The organism is Achromobacter seleniivolatilans (assembly GCF_030864005.1).
Taxonomy (GTDB): domain Bacteria; phylum Pseudomonadota; class Gammaproteobacteria; order Burkholderiales; family Burkholderiaceae_B; genus Achromobacter; species Achromobacter seleniivolatilans.
In genome coordinates, this window is the sequence record NZ_CP132976.1 from 5,570,326 (window position 1) to 5,586,727 (window position 16,402).

Genomic DNA, 16,402 nt, shown 5'->3' on the forward strand with positions numbered 1-16,402 from the left:
GCCGCCTTGGCGGGGCGGTGCTTTGCAACGTCGGAAGCTGAGGATTGACATGCCCTGTGGAGGCGCCGAGAGGCAAGGGCACTTCAAGATGTATCGCATTCTGAGTGTTTTACGGGGGCGGATAAACACTTGTTATCCGGCAACACTGTTCGGCAGATTTGACTAATCAGCGATGAATTCAGGTTATGCTCCGTTCACCCCGACTTATTTGCCCAAAAGGACACCGACGCCATGGACCGTTTTCAGGCTATGCAGGTGTTTGTGCGCGTCGTGGATGCCAATAGCTTCACCCGGGCAGCCGACAGCCTCTCGCTTCCGCGCACCACCGTCACGACCATCATCCAGAATCTTGAACGCCTTCTAGGCGTACGTTTGCTCAATCGCACCACTCGCCGTATTGGCCTGACGCCAGACGGCGCGGGCTATTACCAACATTGCGTGCGCATTCTTGCCGACGTTGAAGAAACCGAGGCCTGCTTCCAGGAAGCGGCTTTGCGCCTGAAGGGGCGGCTGCGCATCGACGTGCCGACCTGTATCGGCCGCCTGATCCTGATTCCGTCGTTGTGCGATTTCCACGACAAGTACCCCGATGTCGAGCTGGTGCTGGGCTTGGGCGACCGGCCTGTGGATATGGTGCAAGAGGCCGTCGACTGCGTGATCCGCGCAGGCGACCTGGAAGATTCCAGCCTGGTTGCGCGCCGCATCGGCACCCTGCAGACCGTCACCTGCGCATCGCCCACCTATGTGGCGCGCCACGGCATGCCGCAAACCATTGAAGCCCTGCGCGACCACCACGCCGTGCATTATTTTTCCAGCCGCAGCGGCCGCAACTGCGCGTGGGACTTCAAGGTGGACGGCAAGCACCAGGAAGTGGACATGAAGGGCACGGTATCCGTGAACGAAGCGGGCGCCTACCTGGATTGCGGGTTGAAGGGCTTTGGTTTGATTCAGGTCGCCCGTTATATGGCTTTGCCGCACCTGCAAACGGGCGAACTGATTGAAGTGCTGCCCCAATGGAAACCCAGCCCCACGGCGATCTCGGTGCTGTATCCGCAAAGCCGTCAGTTGTCGCCCAAGGTCCGCGCATTCACCGACTGGGTGGCGGAATTGTTCGCGGGTTGCCCGTTGCTCAGTGGCCGCGACGAAACCGATCCGGCCGCCGGTACCTGCGGCGTCTATCAACGCCAGCTCGGCATGCCCAGCGCGATGACAATGGCAGCGCCCCAGCAGCAGCCCGTACTGGCCGAGGCGCCGCCTGCGCGCCGCCGCACGGCCCGGGAAGAAGCGGCCGAGTACGCCTTATAAGGGCCCCGCATGGCGGGCAGATCTGCCCGCCATGCCGGAAAACACGGGAAACCCCGTAGTAAATACAGCCCTTGCGTCCCTCGTATTTCATGAAACGTCTGTATAGTCCGACAGTCAAAGCCTACAACGCCCTTACTGTCGATCCGCTCTATGCAGCCTGTTCTACCCGCTTACCTGATCGCCCGTTGGCTGCTGCTGCTCGTGCTTTTGGCAGGGGTTTATTTTCTTAGCGGCTTTCTGGTGCCCGTGCTGGCAGCGCTGATTATCGGCCTGGCCAGCTGGCCCCTGTATCAGCGCCTGGTGGTGCGTTGCGGCGGCAGAACGGCAGTTGCGGCGTCGCTTGCGCTGCTGGTCGTGATCGTCGTCTTGATCGTGCCCTTGTCATTGGCGCTGTCCTACGCCATCAAGGAAGCCAGCACCTTCTTCGCCTGGGCCATTGCGGCCAATCGTCACGGTGTGGCGGTGCCGGCCTGGATCACCTCCATGCCGGCGGTTGGCGAACGCCTGGGCCAATATTGGGAATCCTATATCGGGCAGCCCCATGCGCTGGGCGCGCTGGTCGAAGCGGTCAGCGGCGAACATTTGGGCAATATCTACCGCATGGTCCTGGCGGCCACCGGCAACGTGTTTCAGCTGCTGCTGACCGTGCTGTTCATGCTGATCACGCTGTTCTTCGTCTACAAGGACGGCATCCGCATGACGGCCCAGCTGGACGTGCTGGGCGAACGCATTCTGCCTGCGCGCTGGCAGCGTTTTTCGCGCGTAGTGCCGGCCACTATCAATTCCACCGTAACGGGCATGGGCTTGATCGCTCTGGGCGAAGGCTTTGTGCTGGGCGTTGCGTATTGGGTGGCGGGTGTGCCGTCGCCGGTACTGCTGGGCGTGGTCACGGGTTTTATGGCGCTGATCCCGGGCGGCGCGCCGCTGTCGTTCACGCTGGTGTCGCTGTACCTGGTGGGCTCGGGCCACGTGGTGGCGGGTATTGCGCTGATGGTTTGGGGCAGCGTGGAGCTGTTCATCGTCGACAAGACGCTGCGTCCGCGTCTGGTGGGCGGCCCCGTCAAACTGCCTTTCCTGCCGACCTTCTTCGGTCTGGTCGGGGGCGTGAAGACCATGGGCATTGTGGGCCTTTTTGTGGGGCCGGTGCTGATGGCGCTGCTGGTGGCGGTGTGGCGCGAATGGGTGCATCACGAAGTGCAAGAACGTGACGCGGCCCGCCTGCCTCCCCCTGTGCCGGCTGCGGCATCGGTATCAGCTGAAAAAACACCGTCCGCCTGACCCGGATGGGCTGGCGGTTTTGGTAATCTAGCCATCCCCGCGTACACCGGCGCCTTTGCCGGTACGCGCCTGCCGCGCACGCAGACGCCTCGCATACGCCGCGGGGTGTGAGGATTGAGATGTCCGGGTTACTGCCTGATGATCAGATAGCCGTCCTGCGCCAGCAGGGGTTTGTGGTGGCGCGCCAGTTCGTAAGCCCCGAGCAGGTCGCGGCGTTGCGTGAGCTCGCCGAACGCCATTTGCGCGACCACGTGGCGCCCATCGAATATGAAGCGGATCTGCGTTATCCCGGCGCGCCCGAGTCACGCAGCGCCGAAGGCGGCCTGACGGTGCGCCGTCTGTTGAGCGCCTACGCGCGTGATCCGCTATTCGCCCGCTGGGCGGCAGATCCGCGTATCGGCGGATGGCTGTCCCGCTATTTCGGTGAGCCGGCCGTGTTGTCCACCGTGCATCACAACTGCGTGATGACCAAGCACCCGGCCTATGGCAGTCTGACTGGCTGGCATCAAGACATACGCTATTGGTCGTTTTCCGACACGGACCTGGTGTCCTGTTGGCTGGCCCTGGGGCCGGAAACCCGCGCTAACGGCGGCCTGTCCTTTATCCCGGGATCGCACGCGGCCGCTTTCACGCCCGAGCAATTCGACGACAAGAAGTTTTTCCGTGACGATGCGCCGCAAAACGCAGAGTGGATCGGCCGGGCAGTCTGCCCGGACTTGCAGGCCGGTGACGTCGTGTTCTTTCATTGCCGCACGCTGCACGCCGCCCAAGGCAATCGCAGCGAACACGTGAAGCTGTCTGTGGTTCACACGTATCACCCGCAATCGTGTCATCCGCTGCCGGGTTCTCGCTCGGCCTCGCAGCCCGGCGTGCCGATGGACGCGGGGGCGGCTGACAACACGGGAAGTAATTGAAATTTGCTATTAATAATTGAATTACAATTAAATTAAGCGCAATACGCGGTCTGGGGCCGGCAACTCCCGCATCACGTTGTTTCTTGCGTGGCATCCCAAGAACTCAATAGGCTGTTCCCTGTGCGCACATCACCCATCGACGACACGGAAAAACCGCAGGCGCCGACCGAGACCCGGTCTTCGCTTTTTGTCGGTTCCACTGAAAAAGCCTTTCAGGTGCTGCACGCGTTCGACGGTTCGAAGCGCCACATGACGCTGGCCGATATTGCCCGCGCTTCGGGCCTGGACCGCAGCGCCACGCAGCGGCTGGTCTATACGCTGGAAACGCTGGGTTATCTGCGCCGCATACCTGACACCCGCAATTACGGTCTGACGCCCAAGGTGCTGCAGTTCTCGTACAACTATGTGCGAGCCAACGAGCTGATCGACAAGGCGTCGCCCTATTTGCTGGACATCAGCCGCACGCTGGGCGAGACGACGAATCTGCAAGAGCTGGATGGCCACGAGATTGTTTTCGTGGCGCGGTTTCCTGGGCACCACTTGGTGAATGTCGATATTGCTGTGGGCAGCCGCCTGCCGGCGTTTTTCACGGCGTCAGGCAATGCGATTCTGTCGCGCCTGTCGGATGAGCATCGCGCGGAGATTCTGGCGCAGACGCGATTGGAGGCGATTACGCCTTATACCGAGGTCAGCCCGGACAAGCTGCTGGAACGGGTGCAACGCGTGGCTGAGAAGGGTTACGCGATTATCGTGAACGAGACGGTGCTGGGGGATATTTCGGTGGCGGCGCCGGTGATTGATCATCGGGGGCTGGCGGTGGCGGCTATCAATATCTCGGTGCCTACGACGCGGTGGACAGTGGCGAGGGTTGAGGCGGAGTTGGCGCCGCATGTGCAGGTGGCGGCTACGTCGATTTCTAAGTCTAAGTTTTCGGCTTATTCTCGGTAGGTGGGGTTTATTGCTTGTGTGGTTTTTTATTGCTACGTAGGTGATTTTCGCTTTTGAGGGCGGCTGGGGGGCTTCGTAGGCCGCCCCTCGCCGCGGGCGCCGTGACTGCTCGCGCCCACGATTGCGGTCCGGAGCCTTCGCTCCGGACTGCCCCTTCGTCATCTTCGTCCGCCTTCGGCTCCCTTCAGATTCCCTCGGGCGCATCGAGGTTGCTCGCAGCCACGTCGCCCGCGTCGAGGGGCTCTCGCTGTCTTAAGCCGCCGCGCTGCTAGGTTCGCGTTTACTGACGAGATTTGCGTTGCCCGCCTCTGCGGCCGCCCGGGCGGCGCGCTATCGGCTTACGCGTTGTTGTGCGTCGGGCGGTGGACGCTTCGCGAATGCGTTGAGGCGTTTGCTAGTGGTGCCGACGTTTTTTTTGGGGAAAAGCGATGGGCGGCGCGCGTTGGGTATTTGCGCTCGTATGCTGATCGGTTCGCGCGCCGCCCATCGGTTCTGATGAGGATCGTTCGTAATTCATCGATGGGTTTGGGGCGGACTTTTCTTTCGTTTTTTATGTAAAAAAGGACCGTCTTTTGACGGTCCCTTTATTACTCATCGCAACGCGGCTCGCTTAGGCGATGCCCTCGAATTCCTTTAGCAGCGGCTTCAATTCGGCGCGCAAAGCTGCCTGCAATCCATCGGCGGGGGCGACCAGGGGGTCCAGGACTTCTGGCGCGTTTACGCCGATCAGATCCATTACCGACTTCATCGGGCCGGGGTTGGTTTCGGCAAATGCCAGGTTCATCAACGGGATCAGCCGGCGGTGCAATTCCATCGACTCTTTCGTGCGGCCTTCGGATGCCAGTTCGTAGACCTTGCGCCACGCGGTGGGCAGCAGGCTTGCCGTCACCACGATGCCGCCGCGGGCGCCTGCGGCCAGGTGTACGGGGAGTAGGGTGTCTTCGCCGCTGAAGACTGCGAAGGAGTCGTCCACTCCGGCGACCACGCGCAGGAAGTGGTACATGTCGGTATTGCAGGCCTTCATGCCGATGATGTTCTCGTGGCGCGACAGCTCGTGCAGCACTTCTGGTGCGATGGCGATGCGGGTGCGGTACGGGATCTCGTAGATCATGACGGGCAGGGGTGAGGCGTCTGCGTAGCGCAGGAAGTACTCGCGGATGCCGGCTTGCGTGGGCGTGGTGTAGTACGGGGTCAGCACCATCAGCGCGTCGGCGCCGGCGTCGGCGAATTCGTTGCCGGCTTGCAGGGCGTCGTGGAAGCCGGGGTCAAGCACGCCGGGGATTACGGGTACGCGGCCTTCGACGGCTTCTACCGTCAGCTTGCACATGCGGATGCGTTCCGCGCGGGCCAGGGCGCCGTATTCGCCGGTGCCGCCCAGCGGGACGATGCCGTCGATGCCTTGCTTGAGCAGGTAGGCGATCAGCGCCTTGGCTGCCGGGACGTTGATGGTGTCGTCGGCGTTGACGGGGGTGGGGATGGCGGGGAAGACACCGCGCAAGTGGGTTGCGTTCAGCATGTTGCGAATCCTAGAAGGTGAAACAAACGCGCATGAGATCAGTTGGCCAGGCTGCGGCGGCGCAGCCGGTCAGCCAGCCAGATCAGCGCGGCAATGAAGATGAACAAGCACGTGGAGACGGCGGCAATCACCGGGGAGATTTGCAACGTGACCTCGTCCCAGAACTGCTTAGGCAAGGTGGCGTTCAGACCGCCGGAGGCGAAGAGCGCAATCGTTAATTCATCGAACGACGTCGCGAATGCGAACAGGAACGACGACATCAGACCGGCGCTGAGAATCGGGAAGGTCACAAAGCGCAGCGTGGACCAGGGACCCGCGCCCAGGCTTTGCGCGGCCAGGTCCAAGCGCGTGTCGTAGTTGCGCAGCACTGCCATCATGGTGATCACCACGTAGGGCACCGCTACGACGGTATGCGCCAGGATCAGGCCGATGGTGGAACCGACCAGACCGACACGGGCAAAGAAATAGAACATGCCCACGGCGATGATCATGCGCGGCACCACGATGGGCGACAGCACGAAGGCCAGCATGGCTGACTTGCCCCGCATGTTGGCGCGAACCAGCAGGAAGGCGGCGGGCGTGCCGATCAACATGGCCAGGAAACCCGTGCCTACGCCCACAATCAGCGAACGTGTGATCGCCTGCATCCACACGGGCGAGGTGAACATCTGCTCGTACCATTGCAGCGAGAAGCCCTTGGGCGGCCATGTCAGGCCGGAGCCCGAATCGAACGACAGCGGGATCATCAGGAAAGCCGGGGCGCTCAAAAATGCCAGAATGCCCAGCACGATCCACCACAAGGTGCGCGATTGGCCGGTGCCTGAAACCGAGCGGCGCAAGCGTTTGGGCAGCAGCGCGAACAGGGCGTCCGACACATTGGCCAGCACCGTCAGCACGGCGTCGCCGGCGCGGCGGGAGAGGCCTTCTTTGCCCGACGCACGCACGCGGGTGGATGCGCCGCCTGTCATCGTGGACAGGCCCAGCACCTTGTCATAGATGGCAAACACCACCAGCACCACTACCAGCAGCAGCACCGACACCGCGCCGGCGAACTCCCAGTTCATGGTCTGCTGAACCTGGTCGATGATGATCTGCGTGATCATCGTTTCCTTGCGTCCGCCCAACAGCGCGGGCGTGATGAAGAAGCCGATGGCGGTCACGAACACCATGATGGCGGCGGCAGCGACGCCGGGCATCGACAAGGGAAAGTAGATCTTCCAGAACGCAGTTCCTGGACGCGCGCCCAGGGTGGAGGCGGCGCGCGGCAGGTTGCGGTCGATGTTCTCCATGACGGACAGCATCGTCAGCACGGCGAGCGGCATCAGCGCATGCACCATGCCTACCAGCACGCTGCCGAAGTTGTAGAGCAGGTTGGCAGGCGCATCCAGAATGCCCAGCGCTTGCAGCAACTGATTGACGACGCCGTTGCGGCCCAGCAGAACCACCCAGGCGAAAGTGCGTACCAAAAAGCTGGTCCAGAAAGACAGCAGCACCCAGAACAGCAGCGATGTCTTGCGCTTGGCTGTCAGGCTGGAGATCAGGTAGGCCACGGGGTAGCCCGCCACCACGGCGAAGAACGTTGTCCACAACGATATCTTCAATGTGATCAGCAGCACATTCACGTAGACAGACGATTCAAACAGCCGGTGGTACTGCGCCAGGCTGAAACCCTTTTCGCCGAAGACGCTCAACAGCAGCAACTGGCCGACCGGATAGATCAGCAGCACCAGCAGCAGCACGACCAGCGGGGCCGCCATCAGGAAATGGCGGCGGCCCTGGCTCATGCGCTTACGAGGAGTAGCAAGGGAAGTCATGCCATCACTCCGCAATAGCCACCGCGTCTGCGGCTTGCCAGCTGACGGTCAGCGCTTGGCCGATGGCGTATTGTTCGGCCTGGCGCTGAGTGGGATAGGCCACGACGATGGGCGCGGCATCCGGCACGCCGCTGTCCAGGTACAGCTTGGTCAGGCTGCCGGTCACCATGACGTCCAGCAGCTTGCCGGTCAGGCCCGGCCCTGCCGTGCTCACGCGCAGGTTCTGCGGGCGCAGCATGACCGTGACTTTCTGGCCGGCCTTGATGGGGGCGCCGTTGGACAAGGCTTGACCGGTCACGCCCTGATGGGCCAGTTTGACCGACAAGGTGTCGCCATCGACCGATGTGACTTCCGCTTGCAACAGATTGGACTCACCCAGAAAGTCTGCGACGAACAACGTGCGGGGGCGGAAATACAGATCGGCAGGCGAGCCCAGCTGTTCGATCGCGCCGCCGTTCATCAGGCAGATGCGGTCAGACATGGTCATGGCTTCTTCCTGGTCGTGCGTCACGTACACGATGGTGGTGCCCAGCTCGCGGTGGATGCGTTTGATTTCAAGCTGCATCTGGTCGCGCAGTTTCTTGTCCAGCGCGCCCAGCGGTTCGTCCATCAGGATGATCGCGGGGCGGTAGACCATGCAGCGTGCCAGCGCGATGCGCTGCTGCTGGCCGCCGGACAGTTCACGCGGCAGACGTGCCGCTACGTGCGGCAGGCGCACCATTTCCAGGGCCTCAAGCGCGCGGCGGCGGGCTTCGGCGGCAGGCACTTTGCGCATCTTCAGCGGGAACGCGATGTTCTCTTCGATGCTCATGTGCGGAAACAGCGCGTAGTTCTGGAACACCATGCCTATGTCGCGTTCATACGGCGCGCCGTAAGTCACATCGGCGCCGTCGATCAGCACGCGGCCTTCGTCGGGCTGGGCCAGGCCAGCGATCAGGCTTAGCAAGGTGGTCTTGCCCGAGCCCGACGGACCCAGCAGGGTCAGGAATTCGCCGCGGGCGACGTCCAGGTGCGTGGGCGCCAGGGCGACAAAGTCGCCGTAGCGTTTGCCCAGGCCCGAGATTTGCAGATTGGAAGAAGACATGGTGTTCAACACAAGAGAGAAAGGGCCCCGGCGCCGCGCTCACCGAGGTGAGCGGGCTGCCGAGTCAGAGCAGGTTGCGCGGGGCACCCGTCAATAAAAGGCTTACTTCAGGACCCAGCCGTTGAAGCGCTCAAGCACATCGCGCTGCTTGTCCAGCCAGTACGCGGCGTTGATGTGCAGCCCGGTTTTGATGTTGTCGGGGTGGGTCGGGCAGTTGCGGGCGATGTCGGCCTTGATGTAATCAAAGGCGGCGGGCTGCGTCACGCCAGCGGCAAAGTACTCGACCAGCGCGGCCTGGCGCTTGGGGTCGGATGCGAACTTGATGAATTCGCGGCAAGCGTCGGCATTGGGCGTGCCCTTCAAGATGGACCAGTTGTCGCAGCCCCAGATGTTCTGGTCCCACACGATCTGCACAGGCGCGCCGTTGGCAATCGCGGATTGCGCGCGCGACACCCAGGTGGCGATCATGTCGACTTCGCCCGAGCCCAGCATCTGTTCCACCTGCGCGCCGGTGTTCCACCACACGTCTACCGACGGCTTGACCTTGTCCAGGCTGGCCAGCGCGCGGTCGATGTCGCAGGGGTAGACCTTGTCGGTTGCAACGCCGTCTGCCATCAGCGCTTCTTCGATGGTGTCGAACGGATGCTTGCGCAGACCGCGGCGGCCGGGGATGTCTTTCACGTTCCAGAAGTCGGCCCACGACGCGGGCGCGCGGCGGCCCTTGAACGCGTCGGTACGATACGCCAGCACGGTGGTGTAGACGTTATTGCCCACGCCATACGGCGACATGTATTGCTTGGGAATGGTGGCGATGACCGGGTCAGATTCCAGGCCGTGCTTTTCCAGATAGACCTTGCCGCCTTCGGTCAGCATCAAGATGGCGGGCTGGCTGATCTTGGCCATGTCCCAGGTGTAGTTGCCGGTTTCAACCATGCTGCGGATCTGCGCAGTAGGTTCGGCATTGGCCTGCACGCCTACCACCTGAATGCCGGTGGTTTCCGTGAACGGTTTGTAGAACACGGCGCCATAAGCCTTGCTGTAGATGCCGCCGTCGTCGCGCACGACGATGCGCTTGGCAGCAGCGCGTGATGGCGTCCAGATCATGGGCATGGCCAGCGCGGCGGCGCCAGCGGCCACGGTTTTCAGCGCATTGCGGCGCGATGTGTTGGGGGAGGTCGATTTCATGGAAGACTCCTGCGGGTCAGGGACTACGGATCAAGAACGACGGCTCAAGGCAGCAAGCGGCCGGGATTGAAGAGATTGGCGGGATCAAACGTGTTTTTCAGCGCATGCATCATGGCCAGTTCAACGGGCGATTTGTAGTGCGCCATTTCTGCCAGGGACGTGCGGCCCACGCCGTGTTCGGCGCTGAACGTGCCGCCCAGTGCATCGGACACATCGTTGACGGCGCGGCGGATGGCCGCGGCCATGGCGTCGCGTTCGGGCAGCGCGTTCCAGGCGTCGAACGTGAAGAAGGGAATGAAATGGACATTGCCGTCGCCCAGGTGAGCCACGATCAGCACGGGCAGGCCGGGAACCAGGCGCCGCACGGCTTGCGTCGCGTCTTCAATGAAGCGCGGCACGCAGGACACGGGCACGGCGCTGTCCGTGGTCAGACCCACGCCGGCTTTCTTATTGCCTTCGGACACGCTGTGGCGCACTTCCCACAGGGCGGCGCGCTGCGTGTCGTTGCTTGCAACCACCGCGTCGTGCAGCAGGCCTTGTTCCGACGCTTGCTCAAGGATCTGTTGCAGCAGGTCTTGCAGTTCAGCGCTATTGCCGGTGTCGGACAGTTCAACCAGCACATGCCAGGGATGCTTGCCCGCCAGCGGATTCTTGCGGCCCGGCACGTGCTCCATCACGATGTCCAGCTGATTGATGTCGATCATTTCAAAGGCCGACAGACGCGAACCGCAAGCGCGCTGGAACAGGCCAAGAATGTCCAGCGCGGCTTGGGGGCTGTCTGGCGCCAGCCACGCCACGGCGTGAGCCGTGGGCAGCGGATGCAGCTTCAATACCGCGGCCGTGACGATGCCCATCGTGCCTTCGGCGCCAATGAACAGATGTTTAAGGTCAAAGCCGGTGTTGTTCTTGCGCAGGGCGGTCAGGCCGTTCCAGATGGCGCCATCTGGCAGCACGACTTCCAGGCCCAGGATGTTGTCGCGCGTGTTGCCGTAACGCAGCACGCCGGTGCCGCCAGCGTTGGTGGCGATGGTGCCGCCGATTTGGCATGAGCCTTCGGCGCCCAAGCTGATCGGGTACAAGCGGCCTTCGGCAGCGGCAGCGTTTTGCACCGTGGCCAGCACGCAGCCCGCTTCGACTTCCATGGAATTGTTGGCGGCGTCGACCCGGCGCACACGGCGCATACGGGACAAGTTGACGATGACAGGCGGCACACCCGTCGCGGCTGGTACGGAGCCGCCGCACAAGCTGGTGTTGCCGCCCTGCGGCAGCACTGGCGTTGCGTGCGCGTTGCAAAGGCGCACGATGTCGGCGACCTGCTGCGTATTGCCCGGCAGGGCGACGCATAGCGCCGGCCCCTTGTACCGGCCGCGCCAATCTTCGACGTAGCCCGCCGTGTCGGCCTCGGAATGAAGGATGGCGTCCGCGCCCAGGGCTTGGGTCAACGCGTCTAGCAGGGTGATGCCGTTGGTCATGTCTGTGGTCCTGAATGGATCTTGGGGTTGTCAGAACCCCGAGTTCATTAGGGCACAGCATACGATTACTTAAATCGCTTTTCGATTTGATTAATCGTATTTCAATTGATTCTAGGGTATATCCTAGGGGTGAAACGGTCTGATCCCACGGCAGCGGGCGGGGGGCTGAATCAGACCTATCCCCGCAGACCCGCATTTTGACTGGCTTTGCCGGGTCAGACTGGTTTTGCGTCCAACGCATGCAACGGAAAACAGGGCGTAATGGGTCTCCCTGATTGCAGTCTACAAAATAATCGAAATACAATCATATCGTGCGTGATGCAATTCTTGCATTCACCTCGCGAATCAAGGAAGGGACATGCTTCCCAGCGTGATGGAGTACCGGCGGCAGGCGCAAAAGCGGCTGCCCCGGCTGGCATTCGACTACCTGGAGGGTGGGGCGGAAGGCGGCTTGTCGCTGGCGCGCAATACGGCAGCGTTTGCCGACGTGCAATTTCGTCCCGACGTGCTGGTGGACGTCACGGATTGCCAGCTGGACGTGCCGGTGCTCGGGGCCACGGCCGCCATGCCGGCCATCGTGGGCCCAACCGGCCTGAACGGCTTGTTCTGGCCCGAGGCCGATGTGCATCTTGCGCGTGCCGCGCATCAGGCGGGCGTGCCGTTCGTGCTGTCTACCGCATCCACCTCGTTACTGGAAGACGTGCGCGCAGCATCGCCCGGCGAACTCTGGTTGCAGTTGTATGTGCAACGCGACCGGCGCATTGCTGAACACCTGATGGACCGCGCCTGGCAGAACGGCTACACGGTGCTGTTTCTGACGGTGGATGTGCCGGTTCACGGCAATCGCGATCACGACAAACGCAACGGCTTCAAGCTACCGTTGCGTCCGTCTGGACGCATGCTGCTGGACTTGGCCGCGCATCCGGGCTGGTGCTGGCGCATGCTGCGCCATGGCGGACCGCAACTGAAAAATCTGGCGGTCAGCTCCAATGCGCGCGAGAACATCACCGAACAAGCCTCGGCCCTGAGCCGCCAGATGGATCTGGCGCTGAGTTGGAATGACATCGCCTGGCTGCGGCGGCACTGGCGCGGGCGGATTGTGATCAAGGGCATTCAAGGGTTGGCAGACGCACGCCGCGCGCAGGCGCATGGGGTTGACGGCATCGTGCTGTCCAATCATGGCGGACGCCAGCTGGAAAGCGCGCCATGTCCGTTGGAGGTGTTACCCGAAGTGGCGTCGGAATTGGGCCAGTCGCTGGAAATTCTGGTGGATGGCGGCGTGCGGCGCGGCAGCGATATCGCCAAGGCGGTGGCGCTTGGGGCGCGCGCTGTGTTGCTGGGCCGCGCACCGTTGTACGGGCTGGCGGGCCGGGGGCCGGCGGGCGCGCACGAGGTACTGGCCATTCTGCGTACCGAACTTGAAAATACGCTTCGGCTGCTGGGCCGCAACCGCATCGGCGCGCTGGACGCCCGCGCGGTCGGCAAGCGCTGATCCGCCTAGCAATCCAACCTTGTGGAATCAGAGCAATATGCGTGAAAAAATTGTTTTTGTCGGCGGCGGGAATATGGCTTCCGCCATCATCGACGGGCTGCTGGGCCAGGGCCGTGAATTGGCCGATTTTCTGGTGATTGAACCTTATGCGCCCACACGCGACGCCTTGACCGCGCGCGGTCTGACCTGCCTGGCAAGCGTCAGCGCTGACATCGCCGATGCCGCGCTGTGCGTGCTGGCCACCAAGCCGCAAGTGCTGCAAGAAGCCTGCGGGCAAATCCAACAGCATCTGCCCGCAAATGCCACCGTCGTCAGCATCGCGGCTGGCGTCGAGCTGGCTTCGTTGTCTGCTTGGCTGGGCGGGCACACTCGCATTGTGCGCGCCATGCCCAACACGCCTGCCAAGGTGGGGCTGGGCATGACGGGTCTGTATGCAACACCCGCTTGCGGGCCTGAGCAACGCGAACAAGTCGATGCGCTGTTTGCTGCGGTGGGCGAGCGCATCTGGACCGAAAACGAAGCGATGATCGACGCTGTCACGGCCGTGACGGGCAGCGGCCCGGGCTACGTCTTTCACTTCATGGCGGCATTGGAAAAAGGGGCGTTGGAGCTGGGCTTTTCCGCTGCTGATGCACGTCGTCTGGCGGTGTCTGCTTTCCGCGGCGCAGCCGGGCTGGCTGCCAGTGAAGATGTGCCGCTGACCGAATTGCAAAACCGCGTGACGTCCAAGGGCGGCACCACCTATGCCGCGCTGTCGCACATGCAAGACGCTGGCGTTGCCGTGGCGATTACGCAGGCGGTGCACAAAGCCGAACAGCGCGCTCGCGAGTTGTCAGCGGGGTAGTTGCGCGTTTTCAAGTGGCGGCTGTCCGAACCCCTTAGCGTTTGCGGCCCAGCCACCACAGCAGCACGACCGAAGCCGCTATTGCCGCCACGTTGAACTGCAACGCCGAGGCGAACGCGCGTGCATAACGCTCGGGCGCGTCGGTGTCGGAATAGGTTTGCAGCGTGCCGCCAAACAGCATCCCGGCTGCCGACACGCCAAGCGCCGCGCCCACTTGCTGCAAGGTGGAAATCACGCCCGCCGCCATGCCAGCTTGCCGGTCTTCGACCAGCCCCAGCGCCAAGTTCACCAGCGGCGTGTTGACAGCGCCTTGCGCGGCGCCCAGCCACACCAGCGCAGGGACAAGCGACCAAGGGGAAAGCGCCGCGCCCGCTATTTCCACATGTGCCATCAGCGCTGCGGTCGCGCCGCCGTAGAGCAGCGCAGCCAGCGCAATGGCGCGGGTTCCAAAGCGCGCCACCAGCCCAGGTGCCGCCATCGACCCGGCTACGAAACCCACGCTGGCTGGCGCAAAGATCAGGCCTGCTGTCAGCGCGTCCAGACCGAAGCCGGTTTGCACCAGCAGGGCATAGCAAAGAAACATGGCGCTGGCGGTGGAAAACACCAGCATCACCAGCAGGCAGCCCGCCGCAAAGCGCGGCTGCGTCAGCAACGCGATGTCCACCAAGGGTGATCCGCCGGCCGCACCGATGCGCCGTTGCATGTGGACGAACCAGGCCAGCGCACCGGCCGACGCTACGCCGCAAGCAATCGTCCATACCGGCCAATGCTGCGCCGGGCCTTCAATCAGCGCCAGCAGCAACAGCGCCAGACCCGTGCCCACGAGCAACGCGCCGGGCCAGTCCATGCCCGCGCCGGAGGCGTCACGCGACTCTGGAATATGGCGCGCCAGCCGCCACGCCAAGAGCCCCACGGGGACGTTGATCAGAAAGATGGTGCGCCACGCCAGGCCAAACACGTCAGCATGCACAATCCAGCCGCCCAGCACCTGGCCAGCGATGGCTGCCAGCCCGAGCGTCATGCCCAGCAGACCAAAAGCGCGCCGCCGGGCATGACCGTCGTAACTGACGCGGATCAGCGCATAAACCTGCGGGAACAGCATCGCCGCCGCCATGCCTTGCAAGATGCGCGCGGCGATCAGCGTGTTGGCGGTGGGCGCCAGCCCGCAGAGCGCGGAGGCCAGCGCAAACCCCGCCATCCCCAGCATGAACAAGCGCCGCCGTCCGTGGCGATCACCCAAGCGGCTGCCCGCGATCAGCAGTACGCCATAGGCCAATTCGTATGCTGCGATGATGAAATTGATCTGCGCAAAATTGGCAGGCAACGTGGCCTGCATGCTGGGGATCGCGACGTTCACGACGAACAGGTCGAAGATCGTAATGAAGCCGCCGGACAACAGCACGGCCAGGCCCATGCGGCCTGGAACGGGTGGCGGTGATGCTGCGGTGGGGGCCGCGGCGGGCAGGGTGGTTGAGGTCATGAATAGCGCCATCAAAACAAGATTGGCGCTATTCTGAACAGGCTTTTAGCCTTATACAATTTAGCTGTTTATGCTATTACTGCCTGCAATAGCCTCGCCCATTCCCTATGTCTGAATCCCCGATCCCCCAGCGACTGGACCGCACCCGCGCCGATCTCTCCGAATTTCTGCGGCTGCGCCGCGAACGGCTTAGTCCCACAGATCTGGGGCTGCCGGCCGGCGGCCGCCGCCGCACGCCGGGTCTGCGCCGCGAAGAAGTGGCTGCACTGGCGGGTGTCGGGCTGGCTTGGTACACGTGGTTTGAACAAGGCCGCAACATCAGCGTGTCGGCCACATTTCTGGAAAACCTGGCGCGCGTCCTGAAGCTGGACGCTGCCGAACGCCGCCACCTGTATCTGCTGGCCCACCAGCGTCCGCCCGCGGAAGCTGGCCGCACGTGGTGCACCGTGCCGCCGCAAGTGCGCCGCTTGATGGATGATTTGCCCGCACGGCCCGCCTATATCCTGAACTTGCGCTGGGATGTGGTGGTGTGGAACGCGGCTGCGGACCGCGTGTTCAATTTCGCGGCGCAAGCGCCAGGCCGGCGCAATTTGTTGTGGATGCTGTTTGTCGACCCGGCAATGCGCCAAGTCTTTGTGGACTGGCAGGCGCAAGCGCCCGCGATGCTGTCCACGTTCCGGCGCGATTTCGCCAGCGCCACTGGCGTGCCGGACATTGCTGAACTGGTCGACGAACTGCAAGCCGTGTCACCCGACTTCAAAGCATGGTGGCGCGAGCACGACGTGCATGGCAACTGCATGGGTTTGCGCAAACTGTGGATCGAGTCCTTGGGCGAACTCACGTTCGAACACTCCACCTTATCCGTCGATGAAAGCCGGCATCTGCGGCTGGTCGTCTACGCGCCTGCGCCCGATGAACCTCTTGCCGCCGAATTCGCGCACTGGTTGCAAACGTAGTCCGCATCGCGCATCTGCCGCGATTCGTGGCTCCAGGGAATAGGCGCGGGGTGGTTCTAGGGGCCGCAGCATGCGGCCCATATAGTCGGATTCTTCCACATCAGATTCAGCGCG

At 62.9% G+C, this 16,402-nt stretch carries 13 protein-coding genes; 7 read left to right on the plus strand and 6 right to left on the minus strand.

Annotated elements, in window-relative coordinates; all coding sequences use genetic code 11:
* Nucleotides 1-231: 231 nt before the first annotated feature.
* The 4 genes from RAS12_RS25285 to RAS12_RS25300 all read left to right on the plus strand — a co-directional run bounded on the left by RAS12_RS25285 (nt 232) and on the right by RAS12_RS25300 (nt 4,445).
* Nucleotides 232-1,305: a LysR family transcriptional regulator gene (locus RAS12_RS25285; RefSeq protein ID WP_306942548.1), complete on the plus strand. Its 1,074-nt coding sequence runs from the start codon at nt 232-234 to the stop codon at nt 1,303-1,305.
* A gap of 150 nt (nt 1,306-1,455) precedes the next feature.
* Nucleotides 1,456-2,583: an AI-2E family transporter gene (locus tag RAS12_RS25290; RefSeq protein ID WP_306942550.1), complete on the plus strand. Its 1,128-nt coding sequence runs from the start codon at nt 1,456-1,458 to the stop codon at nt 2,581-2,583.
* Between the two features lie 119 nt (nt 2,584-2,702).
* The gene (locus RAS12_RS25295; protein WP_306942552.1) at nt 2,703-3,497 is read left to right on the plus strand and encodes a phytanoyl-CoA dioxygenase family protein; all 795 of its coding nucleotides are present in this window, start codon (nt 2,703-2,705) and stop codon (nt 3,495-3,497) included.
* A 120-nt stretch (nt 3,498-3,617) separates the two neighbouring features.
* Nucleotides 3,618-4,445 (plus strand): IclR family transcriptional regulator, encoded by an 828-nt coding sequence (locus RAS12_RS25300; RefSeq protein ID WP_306942554.1) that lies wholly within the window; start codon nt 3,618-3,620, stop codon nt 4,443-4,445.
* Between the two features lie 610 nt (nt 4,446-5,055).
* Here the strand turns inward: RAS12_RS25300 and dapA are convergent.
* From dapA to RAS12_RS25325, 5 genes are all read right to left on the minus strand, one after another.
* Nucleotides 5,056-5,961, minus strand: coding sequence for a 4-hydroxy-tetrahydrodipicolinate synthase (dapA, locus tag RAS12_RS25305; protein WP_306942556.1), 906 nt, complete (start codon nt 5,959-5,961; stop codon nt 5,056-5,058).
* 38 nt (nt 5,962-5,999) lie between these two features.
* Nucleotides 6,000-7,775, minus strand: coding sequence for an ABC transporter permease subunit (locus RAS12_RS25310; protein ID WP_306942558.1), 1,776 nt, complete (start codon nt 7,773-7,775; stop codon nt 6,000-6,002).
* A 4-nt stretch (nt 7,776-7,779) separates the two neighbouring features.
* Nucleotides 7,780-8,859 carry an ABC transporter ATP-binding protein gene (locus tag RAS12_RS25315; protein WP_306942559.1) on the minus strand — a complete coding sequence of 360 codons (1,080 nt, stop codon included), beginning with the start codon at nt 8,857-8,859 and terminating at the stop codon, nt 7,780-7,782.
* 102 nt (nt 8,860-8,961) lie between these two features.
* Nucleotides 8,962-10,044: an ABC transporter substrate-binding protein gene (locus RAS12_RS25320; protein ID WP_306942561.1), complete on the minus strand. Its 1,083-nt coding sequence runs from the start codon at nt 10,042-10,044 to the stop codon at nt 8,962-8,964.
* Between the two features lie 44 nt (nt 10,045-10,088).
* Entirely contained in the window at nt 10,089-11,516 is a 1,428-nt protein-coding gene (locus RAS12_RS25325) for an FAD-binding oxidoreductase (protein ID WP_306942563.1), read from the minus strand.
* Nucleotides 11,517-11,874: 358 nt separating this feature from the next.
* Between RAS12_RS25325 and RAS12_RS25330 the strand changes: the two genes are divergently transcribed.
* Both RAS12_RS25330 and proC read left to right on the plus strand, forming a co-directional pair.
* Complete coding sequence (locus tag RAS12_RS25330; protein ID WP_306942564.1) at nt 11,875-13,008, plus strand: alpha-hydroxy acid oxidase; 1,134 nt, start codon at nt 11,875-11,877, stop codon at nt 13,006-13,008.
* 37 nt (nt 13,009-13,045) lie between these two features.
* On the plus strand, nt 13,046-13,852 hold the full coding sequence (gene proC / locus RAS12_RS25335; RefSeq protein ID WP_306942566.1) for a pyrroline-5-carboxylate reductase: 807 nt from the start codon (nt 13,046-13,048) through the stop codon (nt 13,850-13,852).
* 34 nt (nt 13,853-13,886) lie between these two features.
* Here the strand turns inward: proC and RAS12_RS25340 are convergent, their stop codons facing one another.
* Nucleotides 13,887-15,332, minus strand: a complete 1,446-nt coding sequence (locus tag RAS12_RS25340) for an MFS transporter (RefSeq protein WP_306942568.1) — start codon at nt 15,330-15,332, stop codon at nt 13,887-13,889.
* Nucleotides 15,333-15,439: 107 nt separating this feature from the next.
* Here RAS12_RS25340 and RAS12_RS25345 point away from each other — a divergent pair, with 107 nt between their 5' ends.
* Complete coding sequence (locus tag RAS12_RS25345; protein WP_306942569.1) at nt 15,440-16,288, plus strand: helix-turn-helix transcriptional regulator; 849 nt, start codon at nt 15,440-15,442, stop codon at nt 16,286-16,288.
* Nucleotides 16,289-16,402 lie beyond the last annotated feature (114 nt).

Coding starts and splice junctions, on each gene's coding strand:
- RAS12_RS25285 (WP_306942548.1), top strand. CDS start 232: ATGGACCGTTTTCAGGCTATGCAGGTGTTTGTGCGCGTCGTGGATGCC.
- RAS12_RS25290 (WP_306942550.1), top strand. CDS start 1,456: ATGCAGCCTGTTCTACCCGCTTACCTGATCGCCCGTTGGCTGCTGCTG.
- RAS12_RS25295 (WP_306942552.1), top strand. CDS start 2,703: ATGTCCGGGTTACTGCCTGATGATCAGATAGCCGTCCTGCGCCAGCAG.
- dapA (WP_306942556.1), bottom strand. CDS start 5,961: ATGCTGAACGCAACCCACTTGCGCGGTGTCTTCCCCGCCATCCCCACC.
- RAS12_RS25310 (WP_306942558.1), bottom strand. CDS start 7,775: ATGACTTCCCTTGCTACTCCTCGTAAGCGCATGAGCCAGGGCCGCCGC.
- RAS12_RS25315 (WP_306942559.1), bottom strand. CDS start 8,859: ATGTCTTCTTCCAATCTGCAAATCTCGGGCCTGGGCAAACGCTACGGC.
- RAS12_RS25320 (WP_306942561.1), bottom strand. CDS start 10,044: ATGAAATCGACCTCCCCCAACACATCGCGCCGCAATGCGCTGAAAACC.
- RAS12_RS25325 (WP_306942563.1), bottom strand. CDS start 11,516: ATGACCAACGGCATCACCCTGCTAGACGCGTTGACCCAAGCCCTGGGC.
- RAS12_RS25330 (WP_306942564.1), top strand. CDS start 11,875: ATGCTTCCCAGCGTGATGGAGTACCGGCGGCAGGCGCAAAAGCGGCTG.
- proC (WP_306942566.1), top strand. CDS start 13,046: ATGCGTGAAAAAATTGTTTTTGTCGGCGGCGGGAATATGGCTTCCGCC.
- RAS12_RS25340 (WP_306942568.1), bottom strand. CDS start 15,332: ATGACCTCAACCACCCTGCCCGCCGCGGCCCCCACCGCAGCATCACCG.
- RAS12_RS25345 (WP_306942569.1), top strand. CDS start 15,440: ATGTCTGAATCCCCGATCCCCCAGCGACTGGACCGCACCCGCGCCGAT.